Origin of the sequence: Variovorax fucosicus, assembly GCF_030316825.1 — a bacterium.
Classification (GTDB): Bacteria; Pseudomonadota; Gammaproteobacteria; order Burkholderiales; family Burkholderiaceae_C; genus Variovorax; species Variovorax fucosicus.
The window spans coordinates 64,956-91,666 of the sequence record NZ_JASZYU010000003.1 but is presented as its reverse complement, the minus strand read 5'-3'; the positions used below and the strand labels follow the sequence as shown (position 1 = coordinate 91,666).

The following is a 26,711-nucleotide window of genomic DNA, read 5'->3' as shown; positions in this document are numbered from 1 at the left end:
CTCAGCGAAGCGCGGGGCCTTGCATCCGCCACAGGACGACTGCGGCGCTCACCCACTGCAACAGGTACATGCCGCTGCCAACCGCGTGCCACAGCGGCAGGTTGTCGCGCGCCACGATGCGCGGCGCGACGCCGAACTCGGCCAGCAGTGCAAACAGCAAGCCCGCCAGGATGAACGGCAAGGCCGCCCGCACCCGGTCGGCGGTTTCGGGCGCGCGGGCCGATCGGCTCACCATCAGGAGCAGCAGAGCGCACGCGATCGAGACCCAGGTCTGGGCCGTGAAAAGCCTGGCCGCCATGCCGCCCGCGATCGTGGGGGTTGCCAGGTGCTTGAACAGCAACGGCACGACCAGGAACCCGATCGTGCTCAGGCTGCCCCACCAGAACGCCGCAACGATGCCGGGCAGGCGCGCGACCAGGGCCCGCATCAGAGGTAGCGCACCGCCACGATTTCGTAGCGCTTGAGGCCGCCCGGCGCCTGCACTTCGGCCGTATCGCCCTCTTCCTTGCCGATCAGCGCGCGCGCGATGGGGCTGGAGATGTTGATCAGGCCCAGCTTCAGGTCGGCCTCGTCCTCGCCGACGATCTGGTATTTGACCGCCTCGCCGGACTCCTCTTCCTCGAGTTCCACGGTGGAGCCGAACACTACCTTGCCGCCGGCGTCGAGCTCGGTCGGGTCGATGACCTGCGCGGCCGAGAGCTTGCCCTCGACCTCCTGGATGCGGCCCTCGATGAAGCCCTGGCGATCCTTGGCGACTTCGTACTCGGCGTTTTCGCTCAGGTCGCCCTGGGCGCGTGCCTCCGAGATCGCGTTGATGACCCAGGGGCGGTCGACGGTCTTGAGGCGGTGCAGTTCTTCGCGGAGCTTCTCGGCGCCGCGCTTGGTAATCGGAATGGTGGTGGCCATGGTTGCCTGTCTCAAAAAGCGAAACCGCCGAACGTCGCCGTTCGGCGGTATCTGGGTAGTGGAAATCAGACGAGGGTTCGTCCGGTCAGCCGGCTCAAAATAGCCAGCGGACTTGCAGAAGGATTGTATTGGCTTGCGGCCGGCAGATGAAGGGTCTGCTCGGCCATGAACTGGCCCGACATCACGGCGTGGGAGGTCTGGTCCGAAAAACAGACCCACACCGAACCGGGCGGAAACGGCACGGTTTCCTGCTCTGCTGTCTTTTGATAGTCCAGGTCGGACTTCATCGCGTCGTGCAGCTGCAGCATCAGGTGGTCGTACTCGCTGCGCAGCGACTTGGTCACGCGCAGCGTGCGCAGCAGCCTGGCCTGCAGGCGTGAATACGGCTTGGCGCGCGGCAGAAAGCGTTGTGCCACCGTCTCGAACGGCTCACCCACCCGCCAGACGCGCGGCGCGCCCTGCGGATTCAGATTGGTGAACACGCGCAGGATGCGCTCACCGTAGTTGGGCCGCGAGGGAAAGGAGTCGACATGCAGGCGCCTGTCGTCGGCGCGCCAGGATTGCACGCGCGTTTCGACCTGGGCCGGGCGGAAGCTGGTCGGCGCCATGCGCAACGACGGGCTGTAGTGCGGCAGCAAGCCGTCGATCAGCTGGCGCGCCTGGCTGCGAAAGCGGCCGATCATCGCGGCCGCCGTCTGCTGCGTCGATTCGTCGCCCGCCACGCCCTTGAGCTTGCCCTCCCCGGACGCAGTCACGTCGAGGCTGATGTTGCGCACGCCCTCGGCCAGCAGCGCCGGGTCAAGCAGCTTCTGCTCCGACGGCAGCAGTTCAAAGCCCAGGCGCGGGAAGTACAGCACCTTGCCAGCCTCGAGGGCAGCGATCCACGCTTCGTTGGGCGTGGCGCCGCCCCAGTCGGCCAGGTCGAGTTCGACGAGCTGGGAGGCCATGGCTTCAGGCGAGCTGCGCGTGCATCTCCTGCACGGAAATCACGCCCAGCTCGTCCATGTGCTGCATGCCTTCGACCGCGGCTTCGGCGCCGAAGATGGTGGTGTACGTGGTCACACGCGCCAGCAGCGCCGAGGTGCGGATCTGGCGCGAGTCGGTGATCGCGTTGCGGCGCTCCTCGACCGTGTTGATCACCAGCGCGATCTCGTTGTTCTTGAGCATGTCGACGATGTGCGGGCGACCTTCGGTGACCTTGTTCACCTGGGTGCAGGCAATGCCGGCCGCCTGCATCGCGGCCGATGTGCCCTTGGTCGCGATCAGCTCGAAACCGAGCCTGGCCAGGCCGCGCGCGACTTCCACCGCGCGCGCCTTGTCGTTGTTCTTGACCGAGATGAACACCTTGCCCGATTTCGGCAGCACCGTGCCGGCGCCGAGCTGCGACTTGACGAAGGCTTCGCCGAAGGTCTTGCCCACGCCCATGACTTCACCGGTCGACTTCATCTCGGGGCCAAGGATCGTGTCCACGCCCGGGAACTTGACGAACGGGAACACGGCTTCCTTCACGCTGAAGTAAGGCGGCGTCACTTCCTTCGTCATGCCTTGCGACTTGAGCGACTGTCCCGCCATACAGCGCGCCGCGACCTTGGCAAGCTGGATGCCGGTGGCCTTGCTCACGTAGGGCACGGTGCGCGAGGCACGCGGGTTCACTTCGAGCACGTAGATGACGTCCTTGCCGTCCTTCTGCTGGATCGCGAACTGCACGTTCATCAGGCCGACCACGTTCAGCGCTTCGGCCATGGCGGCGCTCTGGCGCTTGAGTTCGGCGATCGTATCGGCGTTCAGGCTGTAGGGCGGCAGCGAGCAGGCCGAGTCGCCCGAGTGCACGCCGGCCTGTTCGATGTGTTCCATCACGCCACCGATCAGCGTGCCGCCTTCGGCGTCGCGGATGCAGTCGACGTCGCATTCGACCGCGTCGTTCAGGAAGCGGTCGAGCAGCACCGGCGAGTCGTTGCTCACCTTGACCGCTTCGCGCATGTAGCGCTCGAGGTCGCGCTGCTCGTGCACGATTTCCATCGCGCGGCCGCCGAGCACGTAGCTCGGGCGCACGACCAGCGGATAACCCAGTTCGGCCGCTTTCTCGAGCGCCTCGGGCTCGGCGCGTGCGGTCGCGTTCGGCGGCTGGCGCAAGCCCAGCTTGTGCAGCAGCTGCTGGAAGCGTTCGCGGTCTTCTGCCGCGTCGATCATGTCAGGCGAGGTGCCGATGATCGGCACGCCGTTGGCTTCGAGGTCGAGCGCGAGCTTGAGCGGCGTCTGGCCGCCGTACTGCACGATCACGCCGAGCGGCTTTTCCTTGTCGACAATCTCGAGCACGTCCTCGAGCGTCAGCGGCTCGAAGTACAGGCGGTCCGAGGTGTCGTAGTCGGTCGACACGGTCTCCGGATTGCAGTTGACCATGATGGTCTCGTAGCCGTCCTCGCGCATCGCCAGCGCGGCATGCACGCAGCAATAGTCGAACTCGATGCCCTGCCCGATGCGGTTGGGACCACCGCCGAGCACCATGATCTTTTTCTTGTCGGTCGGCGCGGCCTCGCACTCGTCCTCGTAGGTCGAGTACATGTAGGCGGTGTTGGTCGCGAACTCGGCCGCGCAGGTGTCGACCCGCTTGTAGACCGGGCGCACGCCCAGCGCGATGCGCTTTTCCCGGATCGCGGTGTCGGTGGTCTTCAACTGGCGCGCGAGGCGGCGGTCGGAGAAGCCCTTCTTCTTGAGCGCCAGCAGCGTGTCGCGGTCGATCTCGTCGATCGACTTGGTTTCGAGCTCGAGCTCGATCTTCACGATCTCTTCGATCTGCACCAGGAACCACGGGTCGATCTTGGTCAGCGCGAACACTTCGTCCACGCTCAGGCCCATCGCGAATGCGTCGCCCACATACCAGATGCGCTCGGGACCGGGCTCGCCGAGTTCCTTCTCGAGCACTTCGCGATCCTGCGTTTTCTCGTTCAGGCCGTCGACGCCCACTTCGAGCCCGCGCAGCGCCTTCTGGAACGATTCCTGGAAGGTGCGGCCCATCGCCATCACCTCGCCCACCGACTTCATCTGCGTCGTCAGGCGCGAATCGGCCTGCGGGAACTTCTCGAAGGCAAAACGCGGAATCTTCGTGACCACGTAGTCGATGCTGGGCTCGAAGCTCGCCGGCGTAGCGCCGCCGGTGATCTCGTTGCGCAGCTCGTCGAGCGTGTAGCCGACGGCCAGCTTGGCCGCGACCTTGGCGATCGGAAAACCGGTCGCCTTCGACGCCAGCGCCGAGGAACGGGACACGCGCGGGTTCATCTCGATGACGACCATGCGGCCGTCCTTCGGATTGATGGAGAACTGCACGTTCGAGCCGCCGGTGTCGACGCCGATCTCGCGCAGCACGGCCAGCGAGGCGTTGCGCAGGATCTGGTATTCCTTGTCGGTGAGCGTCTGTGCCGGCGCCACGGTGATCGAGTCGCCGGTGTGCACGCCCATGGGGTCGAGGTTCTCGATCGAGCAGACGATGATGCAGTTGTCCGCCTTGTCGCGCACCACTTCCATCTCGTACTCTTTCCAGCCGAGCAGCGATTCTTCGATCAGCAACTCGTTGGTCGGCGAGGCCTCGATGCCGCGCTTGCAGATGGTCTCGAACTCTTCCGGGTTGTAGGCGATGCCGCCACCGGTGCCGCCGAGCGTGAAGCTGGGGCGGATCACCGTGGGGAAGCCGACCGTCTTCTGCACGGCCCAGGCTTCGTCCATGGAGTGCGCAATGCCCGAGCGTGCCGAGCCCAGGCCGATCTTCGTCATTGCGTCCTTGAACTTCAGACGGTCTTCGGCCTTGTCGATAGCCTCGGGCGTGGCGCCGATGAGTTCGACGTTGTACTTGGCGAGCACGCCGTTGCGCCACAGGTCGAGCGCGCAGTTCAGCGCCGTCTGGCCACCCATGGTCGGCAGGATCGCGTCGGGCTTTTCCTTGGCAATGATCTTCTCGACCGTCTGCCAGGTGATCGGCTCGATGTAGGTGACGTCGGCTGTCGCCGGGTCGGTCATGATCGTCGCGGGGTTGCTGTTGATCAGGATGACCTTGTAGCCCTCCTCGCGCAACGCCTTGCAGGCCTGCACGCCCGAATAGTCGAACTCGCAGGCCTGGCCGATGATGATCGGGCCGGCGCCGATGATCAGGATGCTTTTGAGGTCTGTGCGCTTAGGCATTCTTGTGTTTCTCCATCAATGCCGTGAAGCGGTCGAACAGGTAGCCGATGTCGTGCGGGCCCGGCGAGGCTTCCGGGTGGCCCTGGAAGCAGAACGCGGGCTTGTCGGTGCGGGCCAGGCCCTGCAGCGTGTTGTCGAACAGGCTGATGTGGGTCGGGCGCAGGGTTGCGGGCAGCGTTTTCTCGTCGACGGCGAAGCCGTGGTTCTGGCTGGTGATGCTCACGCGGCCGTTGTCGAGATCCTTGACCGGATGGTTCGCGCCGTGGTGCCCGAACTTCATCTTGAAAGTCTTCGCGCCCGAAGCCAGCGCCATGATCTGGTGGCCCAGGCAGATGCCGAAGGTCGGGATGCCGGTCTCGATCAGTTCCTTCACGGCGCTGATCGCGTAGTCGCAGGGCTCCGGGTCACCGGGGCCGTTGGCCAGAAAGATGCCGTCGGGCTTGAGCTTGAGCACATCGGCCGCGGGCGTTTGCGCCGGAACCACCGTGATGCGCGCGCCGCGCTGCGCGATCATGCGCAAGATGTTCTTCTTTACGCCATAGTCGAAGGCCACGACGTGGAACTTCGGCGTGATCTGCACGCCGTAGCCGGCGCCGAGCTTCCACTCGGTCTGCGTCCATTCGTAGGTTTGCTGAACCGACACCACTTTGGCCAGATCCAGCCCGGCCATGCTCGGCGCGGCCTTGGCGGCGGCGATGGCCTTGTCGATCAGTGCCTGGGTGGCGGCCTCGCCTTCGGCCAAGCCGAGGATGCAGCCGTTCTGTGCGCCGTGCGTGCGCAGGTGGCGCGTGAGCTTGCGGGTGTCGATGTTGGCAATCGCGACCGTGCGGCCGGCCACCAGGTACTCGTTGAGCGTGGCGGTCTTGCGGAAGTTGGACGCGACGAGCGGCAAGTCCTTGATGATCAGGCCTGCGGCGTGGATCTTGTCGGCTTCGACGTCTTCCTCGTTGACGCCGTAGTTGCCGATGTGCGGATACGTGAGGGTCACGATCTGCTGGCAATAGCTCGGGTCGGTCAGGATTTCCTGGTAGCCGGTCATCGCGGTGTTGAACACCACTTCACCGACGGTGGCGCCAGTGGCGCCAATCGAGTTGCCGAGAAAGACCGTGCCGTCTGCAAGCGCCAGGATGGCGGGCGGGAAAACTCCCTTGAGAGACAAAAGCAACTGGGTTCTCCGGATGGATGACGCCCAAAGCGAACCCAAGAAGCGACTCGGGGGTTGCGGCTTTCGTCGAGGAGGTGGCTTGCGTGCGCTGTGGGCGGGGTGGGTGCGGGAAAGCCCTTGATTATAGCCGGTGGCGCCCCGCGAAATTGATTCAGGCCTGGCGCGCTGCAGCACTCGCGTGCAGGCAAATCGCCGCCGCAGCTGCGACGTTGAGCGATTCTTCGCCGCCGGGCTGGGCAATACGAATGCGATGAGAGGCGCGCGCCTCCAACTCGGCCGACACGCCCTGCCCCTCGTGGCCCATGAGCCATGCACAGGGATGCGGCAACCTTGCCTTGTGCAGCCAGTCGCCGTGGTGCGAGCTGGTCGCGACCAGCGGCACCGTCAGGCCATCGAGCGCCGACGCATCCACACCCTCGATCAGCCGCAGGCCGAAGTGCGCGCCCATGCCGGCGCGCAATACCTTGGGCGCCCACAGTGCGGCCGTGCCCTTGAGCGCCACCACCTGAGAGAAACCGAAGGCAGAAGCGCTGCGCAGGATGGAACCCACATTGCCCGCGTCCTGCAGCCGGTCGAGCACCACGGTCGGCGCGTCGGGCAGCAATTCGGGCCGGTCCGGCAGGTCGAGAACAAAGCCCATCGGCGCCGGCGACTCGAGACCGCTCACAGCAGCCAGCAATGCATCTGCAATCACGATCTTTTTGACAGCAGCCTGCGCCAATTCGACTGGCGCTGCAGGCCAGAACGACGCTGAAAAAACCGCAATGGCCGGGCGCACGCCACGCGCCAGCGCCGCACGGCACAGGTGGTCGCCCTCGAGCCAGAGGCGGCCGAGCCTGCGATAGGCGCCCGGGTCTTGCGCAAGCTTGCGCAGGTCTTTCAGCAACGGGTTGTCGCGCGAAGTGACGTGCTGGACGTCGGAAACGCTCATGGCGCGCTTTCGCGCTGCAGGAGCACATCCGGCGCCACGGCTTGGTCGGCCATGCGCGCATAGGCCGCCGCCACGGGACTGAAGGAACGCCGGTGGTGCACGCAGGCGCCGTGGCGCTGCAGCGCTTCCATGTGCTCGGGCGTGCCATAGCCCTTGTGGCTGGCAAAGCCGTAGTTCGGAAACTCCGCGTGCAGTTGATCGCACAACCGGTCGCGGTGCACCTTGGCCAGGATCGAGGCGGCGGAAATGGCCTTCACGCGCGCGTCGCCCTTGACGATCGCTTCAGCCAGCACGTCGAGCGTCGGCAACCGGTTGCCGTCGACCAGCACCTTGGCCGGCTTCAGGCGCAGGCCCTCGACCGCGCGGCGCATCGCGATCATGGTGGCCTGGAGGATGTTATGCCGGTCGATTTCCTCGACGCTGGCCAGCGCGATGGAGCAGCAGAGGGCCTGCGCCAGGATCTGGTCGTGCAGCCGCTCGCGCTGCAGCGCCGTGAGGGTTTTGGAATCCGCCAGCCCGCGGATCGGCCGCAGGTCGTCGAGGATCACGGCCGCGGCCACCACCGGTCCGGCCAGCGGGCCGCGGCCCGCTTCGTCGACCCCGGCCAGCAGACCCGGCGCATCCCAGACCAGCGCGGCCTGCTCAGCTTTGAAGAACTTTCTGGATCGCATCGGCACAGAGTGTGGGGGTGTCGCGGCGCAATTCGTCGTGCAGGGTCGCAAAACGCTGCTGCAGCGCCGCAACGCGGTCGGGGGCGGCAAGCCAGGCCAGCGTGGCCTCGGCCAGCGCCTCGGGCGTGGCGGCATCCTGCAGCAGTTCGGGCACCACGAACTCGCCGCACAGGATGTTCGGCAATCCGACCCAGGGTTGCAACTGCTGCCGGTGCATGAGGCGCCAGGAAAGCGAATGCATGTTGTAGGCGATCACCATCGGCCGCTTGAACAGTGCAGCCTCCAGCGTGGCGGTGCCGCTCGCAATCAGCGTCACGTCGCAGGCGGCCAGCGCGGTGTGCGACTGGCCGTCGAGCAGTTGCACCTGGCCTGCCATCGGGCTGGCTGCCAACAGCTGCTCGACTTCGGCGCGCAGCGCGGGCAACACCGGCGCTATGAATTTAAGAGCGGGCTGCGCCCGCTGCATCAGCGCTGCAGCCGAAAAGAACCTGGAAGCAAGGTAGCGCAGCTCGGAGCGGCGACTGCCAGGCAGCAGCGCCACCACGGTCGCGTCGGCCTCGATGCCGAGCGCTGCACGGGCGGCAGCGCGATCGGGCGTGATCGGGATCACGTTGGCGACCGGATGGCCGACGTAGCTGGCCGCAATGCCCTGCTTCGCGAGCAGGGCCGGCTCGAACGGGAAGATGCACAGGACATGGTCGGCGGCTGCCCGGATTTTCTCGACCCGGTCGGCGCGCCAGGCCCAGATCGAGGGACAGACGAAATGCACGGTCTTGAGGCCGCGGCCGCGCAGGCCGGCCTCGAGGTCGAGGTTGAAATCGGGCGCATCGACGCCGATGAACAGCTGCGGCCATTCGCGCAGCAGGCGCGCCTTGAGCTGTCGTCGGATGCCTGCAATTTCAGCATAGTGGCGCAGCACCTCGATGTAACCGCGCACGGCGAGCTTCTCCTGCGGCCACCAGCTTTCGAAGCCGCGCGCCAGCATGCGCGGCCCGCCGATGCCGGCTGCGTGCATGTCGGGCCAGCGCGCCTGAAGGCCTTCGAGCAGCAGGCTGGCCAGAAGATCGCCTGACGCTTCGCCTGCGACCAGTGCGAACTGTCGCGGTGTCGTCGTGGGAGCGGACATGTCTAGCGCGCGATGCCGCGCGTGCTGTTGGCGAGAAACCCGCTCATCAACGCGACGTCGGCAGCGGCTTCCGGCAATTCGGTCGCCAGCGCGTCGACGGCGCCGCGCGCATCGTCGAGCGTGCGGCCCTGCCGGTAGATGAGGCGGTGCATCTGCTTGACCGCCGCGAGCCTTGCGGCCGAGAAACCGCGGCGGCGCAAGCCCACGATGTTGAAGCCGCGCACCGCCATCGGGTTGCCGTCGACCAGCATGAACGGCGGTACGTCCTGCGACACCGCAGTGGCGAAACCGACCATGGCGTGCGCGCCGACCTTCACGAACTGGTGGATGCCCACGAGGCCACCGACGGTGACCCAGTCGCCGAGATCGACATGGCCGGCCAGCGTGGTGTTGTTGGCCAGCGTGGTGTGGTCGCCGACCCGGCAATCGTGCGCGATGTGGGTGTAGGCCATGATCCAGTTGTCATGGCCGACGCGCGTGATGCCACCAGCGCCCGGCACGCCGAGGTTGAAGGTGCAGAACTCGCGAATCCTGTTGCGGTCGCCGATCACCAGCTCGGTCGGCTCGCCCGCGTACTTCTTGTCCTGCGGCACGGCACCGATCGAGGAGAACTGGAAAATCTGGTTGTCGACGCCGATGGTGGTTCGGCCCTCGATCACGCAGTGCGGACCGATCGTGGTGCCGGCCCCCACCTTCACGTGCGGGCCGATCACGGTGTAGGGGCCAACCGTGACGGATGCGTCGAGTTCGGCCTTCGGGTCGACGATGGCCGTCGAATGAACCTGGGTCATGCGGTCGACAGGATCAGTTGATCTGGCGCATTGCGCACATCAGCGTGGCCTCGCACGCCAGTTCGCTGCCAACCAGAGCGCGGCCCCTGAACTTGGAAATACCGGCCTTCATGCGGTCGATTTCGACCTCGAGCGTGAGCTGATCGCCCGGCTCGACCGGCCGCTTGAAGCGAGCCCCGTCGATCGCGGCGAAGTAGTAGACCGTGTTGTCGTCGGGCACGATGTCGAGCGAATGGAACGACAGCAGCGCAGCAGCCTGTGCCATCGCCTCGAGCATCAGCACGCCAGGCATCACCGGGCGGTGCGGAAAATGGCCATTGAAGAACGGCTCGTTCATCGTGACGTTTTTCAGCGCGGTGATGCGCTTGCCCTTCTCCATCGACAACACCCGGTCCACCAGCAGGAACGGGTAGCGGTGCGGCAGCAGTTTGAGGATCTGGTGGATATCGAGCGTCGTCGTCATGAATTCTTGTCCTGCATCGTCGTTTTTTCGAGGGCCTTGAGCCGCTCGCGCAGACCATGCAGCTGCTTGAGGGTGGCGGCGTTCTTCTCCCACGCGGCATTGTCGTCGATGGGAAACATGCCGGTGTAGTGGCCGGGTTTGTGGATCGAGCGCGTGACCACGCTGGCGGCCGAGATGTGTACGCCGTCGGCCAGCGCCAGGTGGCCCAGCACGATGGCGCCACCACCGACGGTGCAATGCGCACCGATCACTGCACTGCCCGCCACACCGACGCAGCCGGCCATGGCGGTGTGCTTGCCGATGCGGACGTTGTGGCCGATCTGGATCAGGTTGTCGAGCTTGACGCCGTCCTCCAGTACCGTGTCTTCGAGCGCGCCACGGTCGATGCAGGTGTTGGCACCGATCTCGACGTCGTCGCCGATGCGCACCGCGCCGAGCTGCTCGATCTTGACCCATGCGCCTTCGTGCGGCGCCAGCCCGAAGCCATCGGCGCCGATCACCACGCCCGGATGAAGCAGGCAACGCGCGCCGATGACACAGTCTTCGCTGACCGTGACGCGCGACTTGAGCACCGTGCCGGCACCGATGCGTGCGCCACGTTCGACCACGCACAGCGCGCCGATGCGCGCCGTCGGATCGACCCGGGCCTCCGGATCGATCACGGCGCTGGGATGGATGCGCACGCCGTCAGGCCGGGCATGTTCGCGCTTCCAGAGCTGGGTCAGCCGCGCGAAGTAAAGGTACGGGTCAGCGGCGACGATGAAAGCGCCGCGTGCGGCAGCCTGCTCGCGCAGCGCTGGCGACACGATCACGCAACCCGCGCGGGATGCCGCCAGTTCCTTGAGGTATTTGGGATGGCTCAGAAAGCTGAGGCCATCGGGGCCGGCATCCTGCAGCGGCACAAGCCGCGCGATGCTCAGCCCGGGATCACCCTGGAGTTCGCCTCCGAGGGCTTCGACGATCGCTCCGAGCCGCAGCGCCACACCGGTCGCGGCCTTACTTGGCGTTGCCTGCGGACGTCGACGCGTTGAGCGCCTTGATCACCTTGTCGGTGATGTCGTGCTTGGGATTGATGTAGATCGCTTCCTGCAGGATCGCGTCGTACTTCTCGGCCTCCGCAACCTGCTTGACCACGCGGTTGGCGCGCTCGTAGACGGCCTGCAATTCTTCGTTCTTGCGCGCGTTCAGATCTTCCTGGAACTCGCGGCGCTTGCGCTGGAATTCGCGATCCTGGTCGACCAGTTGGCGCTGGCGCGTCGCACGCTGGGTTTCCGACAGCGTGGGCGCTTCGCGTTCGAACTTGTCGGAGGCAGTCTTGAGCGCTTCGCCCTGGCCCTGCAGATCCTTGTCGCGCTTGGCGAACTCGGCTTCGAGTTTGGCCTGCGCGGCCTTCGCGGTCTGGGCCTCGCGCAACACGCGATCCGGATTCACAAAACCGACGCGAAACGTCTCTTGCTGCGCCTGGGCAGGCGCAGCGCACAGCGCAAAAACGGGGATCAGGAACGCGCCTGCGACACGAAACAGGAAAGTCATCAAAAAGAGGTTCCGATCTGGAATTGGATGCGCTGAATTCTATCCCCGGCCACCAATGGCAGGTACGGGTTGTTGGGATCCAGGACTTCCTTTTGCTGCTTGACCGGCACCGCATAGGCGAGCCGCAACGGGCCGAGCGGCGAGATCCAGCTGATGCCAATGCCGACGGAGGCGCGGATCTTTTTCTGCGCCTTCCATTGCGCGTCGGAGGTGTAGGGCGAGCGGTCACCGAACACGTTGCCGGCGTCGAAGAAGCCGTAGAGACGCAGCGTGCGGTCGTTGCCGGCGCCCGGGAACGGCGTGCTGAGCTCGGCGTTGAAGATGGCCTTCTTGTTGCCGCCGATGGCTGCGCCCTGCGTCTGACCCAGGAGCGGCACGTCCTTCGGACCCAGCGAGTTCTGCTCGAAGCCCCGGATCGAGCCGAGACCACCGGCATAGAAGTTCTTGAAGATCGGGTAGACATTGCTGCCGTAAGCCCGGCCGTAGCCGACTTCGCCATTGATGGCGAAGGTGTACTGCTTGGTGATCGGAAAGAACTGCTGGTACTGGTAGTTGGTCTTGACGTACTTCATGTCGCCGCCAACGCCCACTTCGAGGTTGGCGCGCTGCAGCCGGCCCTTGGTCGGCACCAATGCGCTGTCGCGGTCGTCGCGTGACCAGCCCACGGTAAGCGGAATGCCCCACACGCTGTCCTTGCTGCACGAAACAATGCTGTCGCTGCCCGTGGTGCAGCCGAAATAGTCGCGGTACGACTGCGGCGTGGGCGACTGGAAGAGCACGAAGCCGGACAGCGGATTCAGCACATAGCTGCCACGACCCGGATCGAAGCGGTAACGCTCGAGGCCGGCGCCGAAGAAGATCGTGTCGACCTCGCTGAACGGCACACCGAAGCGGATGCTGCCGCCTTCGTTGACCAGCTTGTAGTCGCCGTCCGTCGTGTAGTACGGGCGGGTCGTCGTGTGGTACAGGCTGATCGTGCGCGAAATACCGTCCTTGGTGAAATAAGGATCAGTGGTCGTGACCGAAACCGTGCGCGAGTACTTGCTGGTATTGACCTGCAGGCCCAGGTAGTTGCCCGAACCGAACACGTTCTCCTGCGACACGCCGAACGACAGCGACACCTTCTCGGAGCTCGAGAAGCCAGCGCCGAGCTGCAGCGTTCCGGTGGGTTTCTCGGTCACGTTGATGGCCAGGTCGACCTGGTCGGGCGTGCCGGAGATTTCCTGCGTGTCGACAGTGATCTCCGTGAAGAAGCCGAGCCGGTCGACCCGGTCGCGCGACAGCTTGATCTTGTCGCCGTCGTACCAGGAGGCCTCGTACTGGCGGAACTCGCGGCGGATCACTTCGTCGCGCGTGCGGTTGTTGCCGCCCACGATCACCCGGCGCACGTACACGCGCCGCGACGGCTCGGCCACCAGGTTCATGGCCACCGTGTTGTTGGTGCGGTCGACCTCGGGCTTGGCCTGCACCTTCGCGAACGCATAGCCGAAAGTGCCGAAGTAGTCGGTGAAGGCCTTGGTGGTCTCGGTCACCTGCTCGCCGTTGTAGGGCTCGCCCGGCTTGATGGTCACCAGCGACTTGAACTCGTCGTCGCGCCCCAGGTAGTTGCCGTCCAGCTTGACGCCCGAGACGGTGAACTTCTGGCCTTCGGTGATGTTGACGGTGACCGACAGGTCCTGGCGATCGGGCGAGATCGCGACCTGGGTCGAGTCGACCCGAAACTCGAGGTAGCCGCGCGTGATGTAGTAGGAGCGCAGCGTCTCCAGGTCGGCATTGAGCTTGGCGCGCGAGTACTGGTTGGACTTGGTGTACCAGGCCAGCCAGCCGCCCGAGTCCTGGTCGAACAGGCCCAGCAGCGTGGATTCGCTGAAGGCCTGGTTGCCCACGATCTTGACTTCCCGGATGCGCGCGGAGTCGCCTTCGGTCACCGAGAAGGTGAGGTTCACGCGGTTGCGCTCGGACGGGGTGACGGTGGTGACGATCTGGGCGTTGTAGAGGCTGCGGCTGATGTACTGGCGCTTGAGCTCCTGCTCGGCGCGGTCGGCCAGCGCCTTGTCGTAGGGGCGGCCTTCGGCCAGGCCCACTTCGCGCAGCGCCTTTTGCAGGGCCGCCTTGTCGAATTCCTTGATGCCGGCGAAGTCGACCGCGGCGATGGTGGGGCGCTCCTCGACGATCACCACCAGCACGTTGCCGCTGACGTCGATGCGCACGTCCTTGAACAGGCCCAGATCGAACAGCGCACGGATGGCGGCCGAGCCGCGTTCGTCGTTGTAGGTGTCGCCCACGCGAAACGGCAGCGAAGCGAAGATGGTGCCGGGCTCGACCCGCTGCAGGCCTTCGACGCGAATGTCGCGCACCGTGAAGGGCTCTACGGCCCATGCGGCGGTGGCGGCCAATGCGCTCGCTACCAGAGCGACCACGCTACGCATACGGAAGCGACTGTTTGTTGTGTTCATCTGTGAATTGAGCCGGCGCGCAAAGGGCCGGCAGATAGTTAACCAAAGAGCCGCGTGACGTCGTTGAAGAGTGCGATCGACATCATGACAAGCAGCAATGCGACCCCTCCGCGCTGAAACCGTTCCATCCATGCGTCGGAGACGCTTTTGCCGGTCAGGCCCTCCCAAAGATAATACATCAGGTGTCCCCCATCGAGGACGGGCAACGGCATCAGGTTCAGCACGCCAAGGCTGACGCTGATCAGGGCCAGAAACACCAGGTATTGCGTGAGGCCCATGCTGGCCGACTTGCCGGCGTAGTCGGCAATCGTGAGCGGACCGCTGAGGTTTTTCAGCGAAGCCTCGCCGATCACCATCTTGCCCATCATGCGCACCGTCAGCGCCGACACTTCCCAGGTTCGCACGACACCGCGCCAGACGCCGTCCACCGGGCCCTGGCGCACGGTCACCATGTCGGGCGGGGCGCCGACGTAGGCGCCGATGCGCCCGACCTTGAGCTGGCCCTCCTCGCGGACCTCGGGCGTGACCTCGATCGTGAGACTGCGGCCGCGGCGCTCGATCAGCCACGGCTGCGTGCGTGCCTTGTCTGCGTCGACCGACGCGCGGATGACCTCGCGCAACTGCTGCCCGTCGACGATGGCAGTGCCACCGACCGAGCGCACCAGGTCGCCGCGCTGGAGGCCGGCTTTTTCGCCGGCACCGCCCGCCACGAGTTCGCCGATCTCGGGCCGCGTCAACGGCGCAATGACGCCGATCTTTCGAAACAGCTGGGCATCGGCGTCACGGGTCTCGATGCGGCTCAACGGCAGCACCAGCATGCGGGAAGGCCGACCGCCCTCGCCTGCGATTTCGAGCTGCAGATCGTGGCCGTCGAGCGCGGCGCGGGTCATGCGCCAGCGCAGATCCTCGAACGACTGAACGGGCTCCAGCGCATCGCCGGTGTAGGCGGCCGCATCGATTTGTTCGCCGCCACGCAGGCCGGCTTGCTCGGCCAGCGAAGCCGCAACCGGCCGCGCGAGCCTGGCGACCGGCTCCTGCACACCGATCCAGTTGACCAGTGTGTAAAGCACCACCGCCAGCAGCAGGTTGGCGATCGGCCCGGCGGCCACGATGGCCGCGCGCGAGCGCAGGCGCTGAGTGTTGAAGGCACGGTGACGCTCTTCAGGCGGGACCGGCGCCTCGCGCTCGTCCAGCATCTTGACGTAGCCGCCGAAAGGGAAGGCACCAATCACGAACTCGGTGTCCTGCCCCGGCCGTGGCCGCTTCGGCCGCCAGGTCAGCAACGGTTTGCCGAATCCGACCGAGAACCGCAGCACCTTGACGCCGCACGCCACCGCCACGCGGTAGTGACCGTATTCGTGCACCGCGATCAGCAACCCGAGTGCAACGATGAAGGCAACTATGGTGAGCATCCGGGTTCCCCTGTAATGCGAAGAAGCGGCTCAGGCGGCCAGCCGCAGCGCCGCCGCATTGGCTGCCGCGCGCGCGTCGGCGTCGAGCGCCAGCAGGTCGGCCAGCGATGTGGGCTTGGAGGGCGTGACCGCCGCCAAAGTTTCAAGGTTGACCGCATGAATGCGGTCGAAGCGAAGGCGGCGCGCCAGAAAAGCCTCAACCGCGATCTCGTTGGCCGCGTTCAACACGGCCGTGGTGCCTGGCGCAGCGCGCAACGCGGCCCAGGCCAGCGCGAGGCCGGGAAAGCGCGCGTCATCGGGCGGCTCGAAGCTCAGTGCCGCCATGTTGCGGAAATCGAGCCGTGGTGCGCCGCTTTCGACGCGCTCGGGCCAGGCCAGGCCGACCGCGATGGGGACGCGCATGTCGGGCGTGCCGAGCTGCGCCATGACCGATCCGTCGCGAAACTCGACCATCGAGTGCACCACGCTCTGCGGATGGATCACCACCTCGATCTGCTCCGGCGTCACGCCGAACAGATGCCGCGCCTCGATCACCTCGAGCGCCTTGTTCATCATCGTGGCCGAGTCGACCGAGATCTTGCGGCCCATCACCCAGTTCGGATGGGCGCAGGCCTGTTCGGGCGTGACGGCGCCGAGCGTGCCCGGGGCGCGCGAGCGGAACGGCCCGCCCGACGCGGTCAGGATGATCTTGTCCACGCACAGCGGCCAGCTCGCCGGGTTTTCGGGCAACGACTGGAAGATCGCCGAGTGCTCGCTGTCGATCGGCAGCAATGTCGCTCCCCCCTCGCGCACGGTGCGCATGAACAGCTCACCGCCGACAACCAGCGCTTCCTTGTTGGCCAGCAGCAGACGCTTGCCGCTTCGCGCGGCCGCAAGGCACGGGCCCAGACCCGCCGCGCCGACGATCGCCGCCATCACCGCGTCGACGTCCTCATGCGACGCAATCGCCTCCAACGCATCGTGCGCAGTGAGAACCGTCGTGGCGAGGCTGTTCTGCTTGAGCTTTTCAGCCAGTCGAACCGCATGCGGTGCGCTTGCCATGACGGCGTAGCGCGGCTCGAAGCGAGCGCACTGGGCCAGCAATTCGTCGACCTTGGTCGCAGCCGAGAGCGCAAAGATCTCGAACCGCTCCGGGTGCCGGGCGATCACGTCCAGCGTACTGACGCCGACCGAGCCGGTCGAGCCGAGCACGGTGATGCGTTGCCTGCGTGCTTCGTTCACAACGACACCAACATCATCGCCAACGGCAGCGCGGGCAGCAAGGCGTCGATCCGGTCCAGCACGCCGCCGTGACCGGGCAACAGGTTGCTGCTGTCCTTGGCGCCGGCGCTGCGCTTGATCAACGACTCGACCAGGTCACCGACCACGCTCATTGCGGCCAGGAAGATCACTCCGAGCACCAGCAGCCACCAGCCGCGTGCGGCGAGCCGGCTGTAGAGACTGGGCACCGAAGCCTGCAGCGCCGCGTCGGCCCAGGCCCAGGCCAGGGCCAGCACGACGACGCCCGCCATGCCACCCCACACCCCTTCCCAGCTTTTGCCGGGACTGATCGCGGGCGCCAGCTTGCTCCTGGTGAACTTGAGGCCGAAGGCCCGCCCTGCGAAGTAGGCGAATATGTCGGCCACCCATACCAGTAGCAGGATCGAGAGCAGGAAGTTGATACCGACCATGCGCGCCTGCACGGCCGCCAGCCAGGCCACCCAGAGCGCCAGCAGGCCACCGACCAGGCGCAGCGCCTTCGGAATGCGCGGCCACCCGGGCACCGCAACCCGCAACAGCGCAGCGCCGCCGAGCACCCAGGCGACACCGGCGAGCGCCCAGGCCAGGGTCAGTTGCATTCCAAGCAGGCCGACCCACCAGGACAACGCGCACAGCAGCACCATCTCCAAGCCGAGAAACAGCGACACGCGCGAGCCATAGCCGTTGAGGCGCCCCCATTCCCACGCGGCGGCGCCGATCAGCACCAGCATCACGACCGCAAACGGCACGTAGCCGGGATAGAACAGCGCCGGCAACAGGATCGCCAGCAAGGCCAGCGCGGTGATGATGCGTTGCTTGAGCATCCGGATCAGGCGAGCTGGCGTGGTTGCTGCGCACTCGAAGCAAGCTGCGCAGAAGTCTGGCCGAAGCGGCGCTCACGTCGCCGGAATGCCGCAATCGCTTCGTCGAGCGCGGCTTCGTCGAACTCTGGCCACAGCTTGTCGCTGAAGAACAATTCAGCATAGGCGCTCTGCCAGAGCAGGAAATTGGACAGACGCTGCTCGCCGCCGGTGCGAATGAACAGGTCGGGATCAGGCACGTGGGCCAGTGCCATCGCGCGGTCGAGGTTGGCCTCCGTCAGTGCCTCACCGCGCGCGGCAAGCTGCGCTGCAGCACGGGCGATGTCCCAGCGGCCACCATAGTTGAAGCAGACGTTGAACACGAGCCGCGTGTTGTGCGCGGTGGCCGCCTCGGCCTGCACCAGGCCGGCGATCATCTTCTCGGACAGCCCGCCGCGCTCGCCGATGAAGTGCAGGCGCACGCCATCGTCGCGCAGACGCGGAACCTCGCGGCCCAGCGCGCCGACCATCAATTCCATCAGGCCCGAGACCTCTTCGACGGGGCGATTCCAGTTCTCCGACGAGAAGGCGAACACCGTGAGCACACCCACGCCACGGTCGGCGCAGGCCTTGACGCAACGGCGCAGTGCTTCCACCCCCTGCTTGTGACCCGCCACGCGCGGCAGGAAGCGCCGTGTCGCCCAGCGGCCATTGCCGTCCATCACGATGGCAATGTGATGGGGGACGGCAGGTGAAGCGGTCATGCGCAACAGATCAGACGGCCATGATCTCGGCCTCTTTGGCCGTGACCATCTTGTCGATGTCCGCGATGTGGCGGTCGGTGACTTTCTGGATCTCGGCTTCGGCGCGCTTCTGGTCGTCCTCCGACGCGAGCTTGTCCTTGACGAGCTTCTTGACCGCTTCGTTCGCATCGCGGCGCAGGTTGCGCGTGGCGATCTTGGCGGCTTCGCCTTCGTTGCGAACCAGCTTGGTCATTTCCTTGCGGCGCTCTTCGCTCATCGGCGGCATCGGCACGCGGATCAGGTCGCCCATCGACGCCGGATTCAGGCCGAGATCACTCTCGCGAATGGCTTTTTCGATCTTTGCGCCCATGCCCTTTTCCCAGGGCTGGATGCTGATCGTGCGGGCGTCGAGCAAGGCCACATTCGCGACCTGGCTCAGCGGCACCTGCGAGCCGTAGTAGTCGACATGGATCGAATCGAGGATCGCGGGATTGGCGCGACCCGTGCGGATCTTGGTCAGGTTGTTCTGGAAGGCTGCGAGCGACTGGGTCATCTTGGTGTCGGTCGCAGTGCGGATGTCTGCAATGGTCATCTGTCAATTCTCCTCAGGCGTGCACCAGCGTGCCTTCGTCCTCGCCCATCACGACGCGCTTGAGCGCACCGTTCTTGAAGATCGAGAACACCTTGATCGGCAGTTTCTGGTCGCGGCACAGCGCGAAAGCGGTGGCGTCCATGATGCCGAGATTCTGCGCAATCGCTTCGTCGAAAGTCAGCGAGGCGTAGCGTGTGGCGGTCGGGTCTTTCTTGGGGTCGGCGCTGTAGACGCCGTCGACCTTGGTGGCCTTGAGCACGAGTTCGGCACCGATCTCGGCACCACGCAACGCGGCCGCCGTATCGGTCGTGAAAAACGGGTTGCCGGTGCCGGCCGCGAAGATCACGACCTTGCCCTCTTCAAGGTACTGAAGCGCCTTGGGCCGCACATAGGGCTCGACCACCTGCTCGATGGCGATGGCCGACATCACACGTGCAGTGAGGCCCTGCTTGTTCATGGCATCGGCCAGCGCCAACGAATTCATCACCGTGGCAAGCATGCCCATGTAGTCAGCGGTCGCACGATCCATGCCGACCGAGCCACCGGCCACACCGCGAAAGATGTTGCCGCCGCCGATCACGACGGCCAGCTCCACGCCCATGTTCACCACTTCCGCCACCTCCTCCACCATCCGCACGATGGTCGCGCGATTGATGCCGAAGGCGTCGTCGCCCATCAGCGCCTCACCCGACAGCTTCAACAAGATGCGCTTGTGGGCTGGACGGGCGTTGGGCATGAAAGACTTCCTTTTGTTGTTGGCGGGGGCGAGTGTACGGGGTGAAAGCGACGACGCCGCGATGGCGGCGTCGTGCTTCAGGCGGGCGACTTCTCGCCCTTGGCGGCAGCCACCTGCGCCGCGACCTCGGCAGCGAAGTCGTCGACCTTCTTCTCGATGCCTTCGCCCACGATGAACATCGTGAAGCTCTTGATCGAGGTGTCGGCCGCCTTGAGCATCTGCTCGACGGTCTGCTTGTCGTTCTTCACGAACGGCTGGTTGTGCAGCGAGACTTCCTTCAGGAACTTCTGCACGCCGCCTTCGACGCGCTTGGCGACGATTTCGGGTGGCTGCACCGGCTTGCCGGCGGCTTCGGCAACCTTGCGGTCTTCATCGGCCTTGCCCACGGCCACGGCGCGTTCTTTCTCGATCAGCTCGGCCGGCACGTCGGCCGTCGACAGCGCGACCGGCTTCATCGCGGCGATGTGCATGGCCACGTCCTTGGCAGCGGTGTCGTCGCCCTCGAACTCCACCAGCACACCGATGCGGGTGCCGTGCAGGTACGAGGCCAGCTTGGCGCCGGAGTTGAAGTGCTTGAAGCGGCGGAAGCTCATGTTCTCGCCGATCTTGCCGATCAAGCCCTTGCGCACGTCTTCCAGCGTCGGGCCGAAGCCGTCCTGCGTGTACGCGATGGCGCCGAGCGCAGCCAGGTCGGCCGGGTTGTTCTTTGCGACCAGTTCGGCGGCGGCCTTGGCCATGGCCAGGAAGCTGTCGTTCTTGGTGACGAAGTCGGTTTCGCAGTTGATTTCGATCATGCCGCCGGCGGCACCGTCGACGTATGCGGTGACCACGCCTTCAGCCGTCACGCGGGCCGAGGCCTTGCCGGCCTTGTTGCCGAGCTTGATGCGCAGCAGCTCTTCGGCCTTTTCCATGTTGCCGTCAGCCTCCGTCAGGGCCTTCTTGCATTCCATCATGGGCGCGTCAGTCTTCGCGCGCAGTTCGCCAACCATGCTTGCGGTGATTGCAGCCATTTGATTTCTCCGGTTTTCTCAGTATTCAGGTTAAAAAAAAGGGGCAACAAAGCCCCTTCTTCAGGCGCGCGGGCGCGTCAACTCAGGCGGAAGCGCCTTCTTCGACTTCGACGAATTCGTCGCTGTTGCCTTCGGCGATGGCCTTGACCACATCACCGGTGGCGCTGTTGCGGCCTTCGATGATCGCGTCGGCGATGCCGCGGGCGTAGAGCGTGACGGCCTTCGACGAGTCGTCGTTGCCCGGAATCACGTAGTCGATGCCTTCCGGCGAGTGGTTCGAGTCGACCACGCCGATCAGCGGAATGCCGAGCTTCTTGGCTTCGGCCACGGCGATCTTGTGGAAGCCCACGTCGATCACGAAGATGGCGTCGGGCAGCGCGGTCATGTCCTGGATGCCGCCGATGTCCTTTTCGAGCTTTTCGATTTCGCGCGAGAAGGTCAGTTGCTCCTTCTTGCTGAGCGCGTCGAGGCCGCCTTCTTGCTGGGCCTTCATGTCCTTCAGACGCTTGATCGAGGTCTTGACGGTCTTGAAGTTGGTCAGCATGCCGCCGAGCCAGCGGGTGTCGACGAACGGCACGCCGGCGCGGCGCGCTTCGGCAGCGACGATTTCACGGGCCTGGCGCTTGGTGCCGACCATCAGGATCGTGCCGCGGTTGGCCGTGAGTTGCTTGGCGTACTTCATCGCATCCTGGAACATCGGAAGCGATTTTTCCAGGTTGATGATGTGGATCTTGTTGCGATGGCCGAAGATGAACGGGGCCATCTTGGGGTTCCAGAAGCGGGTTTGGTGACCGAAATGGACACCGGCTTCCAGCATTTCGCGCATGGTGGTCGACATAGGAATAACTCCAAAGGTTAGGTCTTAAAGCCAGTCCGTTTTTGCGGCCACCCAACGCAATTCGGGCGACGCGCAACACCTTGAATGGACTGGTTTGCGGATGTGTTTCACTGGGAAAGGCACCGGATGGCGACCTGTCAGCGAAACCCAAGGAGTATAGCATGCAGGCCATGCAAGACCTCCACGCCACCCGACTCGCACTGCGTGCGGGCCAGACCTCCGCGCGCACCGAAATGGCGCATTCCGTCGCCGTAGCCGGATCGCCCGCCTGCGCCCATGCCTTCACCCGGCCGCTGTTCGAGGCGGCCGGCACCGAGGCCGAGCGCGCCGGATCCGGCCTGCCGCTGGCCGGGCTCGCCTTTTCCGCCAAGGATCTGTTCGACATCGAAGGCCAGCCGACCCCGGCCGGCTCGCAGGTTCTGAGCCATGCGCCGGCCGCCCGCGCCGACGCCGTGGCGGTGGCCCGCCTGCGCGCCGCCGGCGGCGCACTGATCGGCCGAACCAACATGACCGAGTTTGCCTTTTCGGGCGTCGGCGTGAACCCGCACCACGGCACGCCGGCCAATGCGGCCGATGCGACCACGCCGCGCATCCCTGGCGGCTCGTCGTCGGGTGCTGCCGTTTCGGTGGCTACGGGTGCGGCCTTCATCGGCCTGGGCTCCGATACCGGGGGTTCGATCCGCATTCCGGCCGCGCTCAATGGCATCGTCGGCTTCAAGAGCACTGCGCAGCTGGTGCCGGCCGACGGCGCGCTGCCGCTGTCGACCACGCTCGACACCGTCTGCGCCATGACACGCTCGGTGCGCGACGCGGTGACCGCGCATGAAATTCTGGCGGCGCGCCGGGTCGGCCTCACCGATGCGCCGCTGGCAAGCTACCGGGTTGCGGTGGTCACCAATACCTTCTTCGACGGCATCGAGGCGCCGGTCGACACGGCCTTCCACAACGCCTTGCGCCAGCTGCGCACGGCTGGCGCCCGGATCGAGGAAATCACCCTGCCCCCGCTGGCCGATCTGGCCTCGATCAACGCGACCGGCGGCTTCTCGGCCGCCGAGGCCTATGCCTGGCACCGGCTGTTGCTGGAGCGCAGCGGCGCCGGCTACGACCCGCGCGTGGCGCAGCGCATCCTCAAGGGCGCCACCATGAAAGCGCACGAGTACATCGACCTGCTGCAGGCGCGGCGCGGCTGGATCGCGCGCATGGAAGCGGCGCTCGCACCGTTCGATGCGGTGCTGTCGCCCACGGTGCCGATCACCGCGCCGCCGATCGCCAACGTGGCGCCGGGTGCCGAGCGCGACGACGAGTTTTTCCGCGTCAACGGCCTGCTGCTGCGCAACCCCTCGGTCGTCAACATGCTCGACGGCTGCGCGATCTCGCTGCCCTGTCCGGTCGACGGCGGCCTGCCCGTCGGCCTGATGCTCTGGCATGCCGCACTGCACGATGACGTGGTGCTTTCGCTGGCGCTGCAGATCGAACAAGCGCTCCAGAACGCATAGTGCCCACGCCCGCGTACGGGCGACGCAGGCCTGGTCTATCCTCGACCCATGGCGCGCGAAACCGCGCGCCCTCTTCTGACTTTCCGAATCCAATGAAAATCGCGATCGTGGGCGCCGGCATCGTCGGCGTCACCACTGCCTGGGAGCTGGCCTGCGACGGCCATGAAGTCGTGGTGTTCGAGCGCCGCGGCGCCGCAGCCGAAGAATCGAGTTTTGCCAATGCCGGCGTCGTTGCACCGGGCTACGTCACCCCGTGGGCTGCGCCGGGCATGCGCGCCAAGGTACTGCGTTCGATGCTGTCGACACACGGCGCCATCAAGGTGCGCTGGCCGCTCAGCGGCCGCGACATCGGCTTCATGGCCCGCTGGCAGCGCGCCTGCAAGCTCGAAACCTATCTCGCCAACCGCGCCCGCCTGCAGCGCCTTGCGTTCTACAGCCGCACTCGCCTGCACGAAATCACCGAGACGCGCGAACTCAGCTACGAGCGCAGCGACGGCTACATGGTGCTGCTGCGCTCCAGACGCGAACTCAAGCTGGTGCAGCCCGGCCTCGACGTGCTGCGCGCGACCGGCACCCCGTTCCACGAGCTCGACCCCGACGAGGCGCGCAAGATCGAGCCCGCACTGAGCACCGACACCGAGCTCGGTGGTGCGATCCATCTGCCCGACGACGAAGTCGGCAACTGCCGCCAGTTCGCGCTGCTGCTCAAGCGCGAGGCCGAGGCGCTCGGCGCGCAGTTTCATTTCAATTGCGACATCGCGCCGCTGAGCCGTATGGCACCACGCTCGATCTCGCTGGCGGCCGGCTCGGAGCCCCACGCCTTCGACGCGGTGGTGGTGTGCGCCGGCATTGACTCGGCCCGCATCCTGAAGCCGCTGGGCCTGCGCATTCCGCTGGCTCCGGTGTACGGCCACTCGATCAGCGCCACCATCCGCGAGCCGCTCAACGCGCCGCGCAGCGCCGTGATGGACGAACGCTACAAGGTCGCGATCTCGCGCCTCGGCCTGCGCGTGCGCGTGGCCGGCGGCGCGGAACTCGGCGGCTCGCCCGACACGATCAACCCGGCCGCCTTGCAAACGCTCTACAAGGTGCTGCACGACTGGTTCCCGGGTGCAGCGACGCTGCAGGCAGGCGTGCAGCAATGGAAAGGCGCGCGGCCGATGCTGCCCGACGGCCCGCCGGTCATCGGTCGCAGTGGCGTTCCCGGCGTCTGGCTCAACCTGGGCCACGGCTCGAGCGGCTGGGCGCTCTCGTGCGGCAGCGCACGCGTCTTGGCTGACCTGGTCGGCGGACGCGACCCGGGCGTCGATCTCGAAGGCCTGGGCATGGAGCGCCTGCTCGGCCAAGGCTGAAGGCCGGGCAGAATGGGCCGATGCATCGCATCACCCCGGCGACCACGGCATCGCTCTTCGGCATCGAAGCCACGCGCCGTGTCGAGCACGCTGCCGCGGCGACGCTGCCTCCCCATACCCTGATGCAACGCGCCGGGCTTGCGGTTGCGCGCCTGGCGATGGCGATCGCGCCGCATGCGCGCACCGTGTGGATCGCCTGCGGGCCGGGCAACAACGGCGGCGACGGCCTGGAGGCTGCGGCACAACTGAAGCAGCGCGGGTTTGCGCCGGTAGTGACCTGGCTGGGCCACGAAGGCAACGCGCCGCCCGACGCACTGGCATCGCTTCAGCGCGCACGCGCCGCCGGCGTCGCGTTCGCCGAAGCGCCGCCCGAGCGCTGGGATCTGGCGGTCGATGCGCTCCTTGGCATCGGTGCCAGCCGCGCGCCCGAAGGCACGATGGCCGACTGGCTACAACGCATGCATGCTGCCGCGTCACCTGTGCTCAGCGTCGACGTGCCCTCCAGCCTGAACGCCGAAAGCGGGGCAGCTGCGATGGAAGCCACGGCACCCGGTGCCCGGGGGACGGGTGCTGCTGCCCGTTTTTGCCTGAGCCTTCTGACACTGAAGCCGGGTCTTTTCACGGCGCAGGGCCGCGACGCAGCCGGCGAGGTGTGGCTGGACGACCTCGGCTGCAGCGCCTTCGATGCGGTGCCTGTCGCCTGGCTGGCGGGTGCACCCGCTGCGCGCACGCGGTTGCAGGCTGCGCACAAGGGCAGCTACGGCGACGTGGCTGTGATCGGCGGCGCCCCCGGCATGGCCGGCGCTGCGCTGCTGGCGGCTTCGGCGGCGCTGCACGCGGGCGCAGGCCGGGTGTTTGCCGGCCTGCTCGACAGCAAGGTGGCCCTCGACACTTCGCAACCTGAACTCATGGTGCGCGACCCGGCCACGCTGGATGTCGGCGCGATGACGGTGGTGTGCGGCTGCGGCGGCGGTGCGGCCGTGCGAGGCGTGCTGCCGCGCGTGATCTCGACCGCGCAACGGCTGGTGATCGATGCCGACGCGCTCAACGCGATCGCGCTCGACCCCGGCTTGCAAACGCTGCTGGCGGCGCGCGGACGGCGCCGCCAGCCTACGGTGCTCACGCCGCATCCGCTCGAAGCCGCGCGGCTGCTCGACATCGGCACTGCAGCCGTTCAGGCCGACCGGCTGGGCGCGGCGCAAAAGCTTGCCGACCGTTTCGGCGCGGTGGTGGTGCTCAAGGGTTCAGGCACGGTGGTGGCCGCGCCGGGCGCCCTGCCCTCGATCAACCTCAGCGGCAATGCGCGCCTGGCTTCGGCGGGCACCGGCGATGTGTTGGCCGGCATGGTCGGTGCCGCCCTCGCAAGCGGGTTGCTGCCCGCGCTCGATGCAACGCGTGATGCCGTCTGGCACCACGGCGATCTGGCCGACCACTGGCCGGCCGATGCGCCGCTCACCGCCGGCGCACTGGCGCGCGGCGGCCGCTGAGCGGCAGCCTCAGCCGCGGCCGACGAACGGCATCTTGGTCGCCATCACCGTGTGGAACAACACGTTGGCTTCGAGCGGCAGGCTCGCCATGTAGAGCACCGAACGGCCGACGATGTCCACGTCCATCACCGGCTCGATCGCGATCTCGCCACTGGCTTGCGGCACGCCTTGCGCCATGCGTCCGCCCATCGCGGTCATCGCGTTGCCGACGTCGATCTGGCCGACCGCGATGTCGTACTTGCGACCGTCGAGCGAGGCGGTCTTTGTCAGGCCTTCGACCGCATGCTTGGTGGCTGTGTAGGCGGCCGAATTCGGACGCGGCGTGGTGGCCGAAATCGAGCCGTTGTTGATGATGCGGCCGCCGCGCGGGCTCTGCGCCTTCATCGTGCGGAAGGCCTGCTGCAGGCAATAGAACATGCCGTTGAGGTTGATGTCGATCACGCCCTTCCACTGCTCGGGCGTCCAGTCCTCCATCAAGCCGGGCGGGTTGCCAGTACCGGCGTTGTTGAAGAGCAGGTCAACGCGGCCGAAGCGATCGACCACCGCCGAGAACAGGGCCTGCACCGAAGCCGGGTTGGTCACGTCCGTCGGCACCGCGAATGCGCGCGCGCCCGCACCCGATTCGTCGGCCACGGTTTCGAGCGGCTCGGGGCGACGCCCGGCCAGTGCCACGCTCCAGCCATCGGCCAGCAGGGCCAGCGCGGCGGAGCGCCCGATGCCGGTGCCGGCACCGGTGACGATCGCAATGCGCGAGTTCGGGTTTGCTGCTGCAGTCATTCTTGTGTCTCCGT

The 26,711-nt window shown here is 66.3% G+C and carries 25 protein-coding genes; 3 read left to right on the top strand and 22 right to left on the bottom strand.

Annotation, left to right across the window (positions count from 1 at the left end; genetic code table 11):
• Window position 1 precedes the first annotated feature (1 nt).
• The 21 genes from QTI05_RS18010 to rpsB form a co-directional block, all read right to left on the bottom strand.
• The gene (locus QTI05_RS18010) at window positions 2-427 is read right to left on the bottom strand and encodes a DUF4149 domain-containing protein (RefSeq protein ID WP_286620073.1); all 426 of its coding nucleotides are present in this window, start codon (window positions 425-427) and stop codon (window positions 2-4) included.
• The gene (gene greA, locus QTI05_RS18005; RefSeq protein ID WP_286543670.1) at window positions 427-906 is read right to left on the bottom strand and encodes a transcription elongation factor GreA; all 480 of its coding nucleotides are present in this window, start codon (window positions 904-906) and stop codon (window positions 427-429) included. The genes QTI05_RS18010 and greA overlap by 1 nt, the downstream gene beginning before the upstream one ends.
• 65 nt (window positions 907-971) lie before the next feature.
• Entirely contained in the window at window positions 972-1,853 is an 882-nt protein-coding gene (gene kdoO, locus QTI05_RS18000; protein WP_286543668.1) for a Kdo hydroxylase KdoO, read from the bottom strand.
• Between the two features lie 4 nt (window positions 1,854-1,857).
• The gene (carB, locus tag QTI05_RS17995; RefSeq protein WP_286620071.1) at window positions 1,858-5,079 is read right to left on the bottom strand and encodes a carbamoyl-phosphate synthase large subunit; all 3,222 of its coding nucleotides are present in this window, start codon (window positions 5,077-5,079) and stop codon (window positions 1,858-1,860) included.
• Entirely contained in the window at window positions 5,072-6,244 is a 1,173-nt protein-coding gene (carA, locus tag QTI05_RS17990) for a glutamine-hydrolyzing carbamoyl-phosphate synthase small subunit (protein WP_286620069.1), read from the bottom strand. Before carA ends, carB begins: the two co-directional genes overlap by 8 nt.
• A gap of 151 nt (window positions 6,245-6,395) precedes the next feature.
• Window positions 6,396-7,175, bottom strand: a complete 780-nt coding sequence (locus QTI05_RS17985) for a TrmH family RNA methyltransferase (protein ID WP_286620067.1) — start codon at window positions 7,173-7,175, stop codon at window positions 6,396-6,398.
• Entirely contained in the window at window positions 7,172-7,846 is a 675-nt protein-coding gene (gene rnhB, locus QTI05_RS17980; RefSeq protein ID WP_286543661.1) for a ribonuclease HII, read from the bottom strand. The genes QTI05_RS17985 and rnhB overlap by 4 nt, the downstream gene beginning before the upstream one ends.
• A complete protein-coding gene (lpxB, locus tag QTI05_RS17975) occupies window positions 7,818-8,972 on the bottom strand; it encodes a lipid-A-disaccharide synthase (protein WP_286620066.1) in 1,155 nt (384 codons plus the stop codon). The genes rnhB and lpxB overlap by 29 nt, the downstream gene beginning before the upstream one ends.
• A 2-nt stretch (window positions 8,973-8,974) precedes the next feature.
• Window positions 8,975-9,763, bottom strand: a complete 789-nt coding sequence (lpxA, locus tag QTI05_RS17970; protein ID WP_286620064.1) for an acyl-ACP--UDP-N-acetylglucosamine O-acyltransferase — start codon at window positions 9,761-9,763, stop codon at window positions 8,975-8,977.
• A gap of 13 nt (window positions 9,764-9,776) precedes the next feature.
• Entirely contained in the window at window positions 9,777-10,226 is a 450-nt protein-coding gene (gene fabZ / locus QTI05_RS17965) for a 3-hydroxyacyl-ACP dehydratase FabZ (protein WP_286543655.1), read from the bottom strand.
• The gene (lpxD, locus tag QTI05_RS17960; RefSeq protein WP_286543653.1) at window positions 10,223-11,209 is read right to left on the bottom strand and encodes a UDP-3-O-(3-hydroxymyristoyl)glucosamine N-acyltransferase; all 987 of its coding nucleotides are present in this window, start codon (window positions 11,207-11,209) and stop codon (window positions 10,223-10,225) included. Before lpxD ends, fabZ begins: the two co-directional genes overlap by 4 nt.
• A gap of 13 nt (window positions 11,210-11,222) precedes the next feature.
• Window positions 11,223-11,759, bottom strand: coding sequence for an OmpH/Skp family outer membrane protein (locus tag QTI05_RS17955; RefSeq protein ID WP_286543651.1), 537 nt, complete (start codon window positions 11,757-11,759; stop codon window positions 11,223-11,225).
• A complete protein-coding gene (gene bamA / locus QTI05_RS17950) occupies window positions 11,759-14,215 on the bottom strand; it encodes an outer membrane protein assembly factor BamA (RefSeq protein WP_286620062.1) in 2,457 nt (818 codons plus the stop codon). The genes QTI05_RS17955 and bamA overlap by 1 nt, the downstream gene beginning before the upstream one ends.
• A gap of 38 nt (window positions 14,216-14,253) precedes the next feature.
• Window positions 14,254-15,627 carry an RIP metalloprotease RseP gene (gene rseP, locus QTI05_RS17945; RefSeq protein ID WP_286543499.1) on the bottom strand — a complete coding sequence of 458 codons (1,374 nt, stop codon included), beginning with the start codon at window positions 15,625-15,627 and terminating at the stop codon, window positions 14,254-14,256.
• 30 nt (window positions 15,628-15,657) lie between these two features.
• Window positions 15,658-16,848, bottom strand: coding sequence for a 1-deoxy-D-xylulose-5-phosphate reductoisomerase (ispC, locus tag QTI05_RS17940; RefSeq protein WP_286620060.1), 1,191 nt, complete (start codon window positions 16,846-16,848; stop codon window positions 15,658-15,660).
• Window positions 16,845-17,690 (bottom strand): phosphatidate cytidylyltransferase, encoded by an 846-nt coding sequence (locus QTI05_RS17935; protein ID WP_286620058.1) that lies wholly within the window; start codon window positions 17,688-17,690, stop codon window positions 16,845-16,847. The genes ispC and QTI05_RS17935 overlap by 4 nt, the downstream gene beginning before the upstream one ends.
• A 5-nt stretch (window positions 17,691-17,695) precedes the next feature.
• Complete coding sequence (uppS, locus tag QTI05_RS17930; protein WP_286543494.1) at window positions 17,696-18,430, bottom strand: polyprenyl diphosphate synthase; 735 nt, start codon at window positions 18,428-18,430, stop codon at window positions 17,696-17,698.
• 10 nt (window positions 18,431-18,440) lie between these two features.
• Window positions 18,441-19,001, bottom strand: coding sequence for a ribosome recycling factor (gene frr / locus QTI05_RS17925; RefSeq protein ID WP_286543492.1), 561 nt, complete (start codon window positions 18,999-19,001; stop codon window positions 18,441-18,443).
• A 13-nt stretch (window positions 19,002-19,014) separates the two neighbouring features.
• Window positions 19,015-19,737 carry a UMP kinase gene (gene pyrH, locus QTI05_RS17920; protein ID WP_286543490.1) on the bottom strand — a complete coding sequence of 241 codons (723 nt, stop codon included), beginning with the start codon at window positions 19,735-19,737 and terminating at the stop codon, window positions 19,015-19,017.
• Window positions 19,738-19,814: 77 nt separating this feature from the next.
• The gene (gene tsf / locus QTI05_RS17915) at window positions 19,815-20,747 is read right to left on the bottom strand and encodes a translation elongation factor Ts (protein WP_286543487.1); all 933 of its coding nucleotides are present in this window, start codon (window positions 20,745-20,747) and stop codon (window positions 19,815-19,817) included.
• 82 nt (window positions 20,748-20,829) lie between these two features.
• On the bottom strand, window positions 20,830-21,585 hold the full coding sequence (rpsB, locus tag QTI05_RS17910; RefSeq protein ID WP_286543485.1) for a 30S ribosomal protein S2: 756 nt from the start codon (window positions 21,583-21,585) through the stop codon (window positions 20,830-20,832).
• Window positions 21,586-21,755: 170 nt separating this feature from the next.
• Here rpsB and QTI05_RS17905 point away from each other — a divergent pair, with 170 nt between their 5' ends.
• The 3 genes from QTI05_RS17905 (at window position 21,756) to QTI05_RS17895 (ending at window position 25,920) form a co-directional block, all read left to right on the top strand.
• Complete coding sequence (locus QTI05_RS17905; RefSeq protein ID WP_286621099.1) at window positions 21,756-23,081, top strand: amidase; 1,326 nt, start codon at window positions 21,756-21,758, stop codon at window positions 23,079-23,081.
• 92 nt (window positions 23,082-23,173) lie between these two features.
• Window positions 23,174-24,433 carry a D-amino acid dehydrogenase gene (locus QTI05_RS17900; RefSeq protein ID WP_286620056.1) on the top strand — a complete coding sequence of 420 codons (1,260 nt, stop codon included), beginning with the start codon at window positions 23,174-23,176 and terminating at the stop codon, window positions 24,431-24,433.
• Window positions 24,434-24,453: 20 nt separating this feature from the next.
• Window positions 24,454-25,920: an NAD(P)H-hydrate dehydratase gene (locus QTI05_RS17895; protein ID WP_286620054.1), complete on the top strand. Its 1,467-nt coding sequence runs from the start codon at window positions 24,454-24,456 to the stop codon at window positions 25,918-25,920.
• 9 nt (window positions 25,921-25,929) lie between these two features.
• On the opposite strand, the gene QTI05_RS17890 is transcribed toward QTI05_RS17895, so the two are convergent.
• Window positions 25,930-26,697: an SDR family oxidoreductase gene (locus tag QTI05_RS17890; RefSeq protein ID WP_286543478.1), complete on the bottom strand. Its 768-nt coding sequence runs from the start codon at window positions 26,695-26,697 to the stop codon at window positions 25,930-25,932.
• Window positions 26,698-26,711 lie beyond the last annotated feature (14 nt).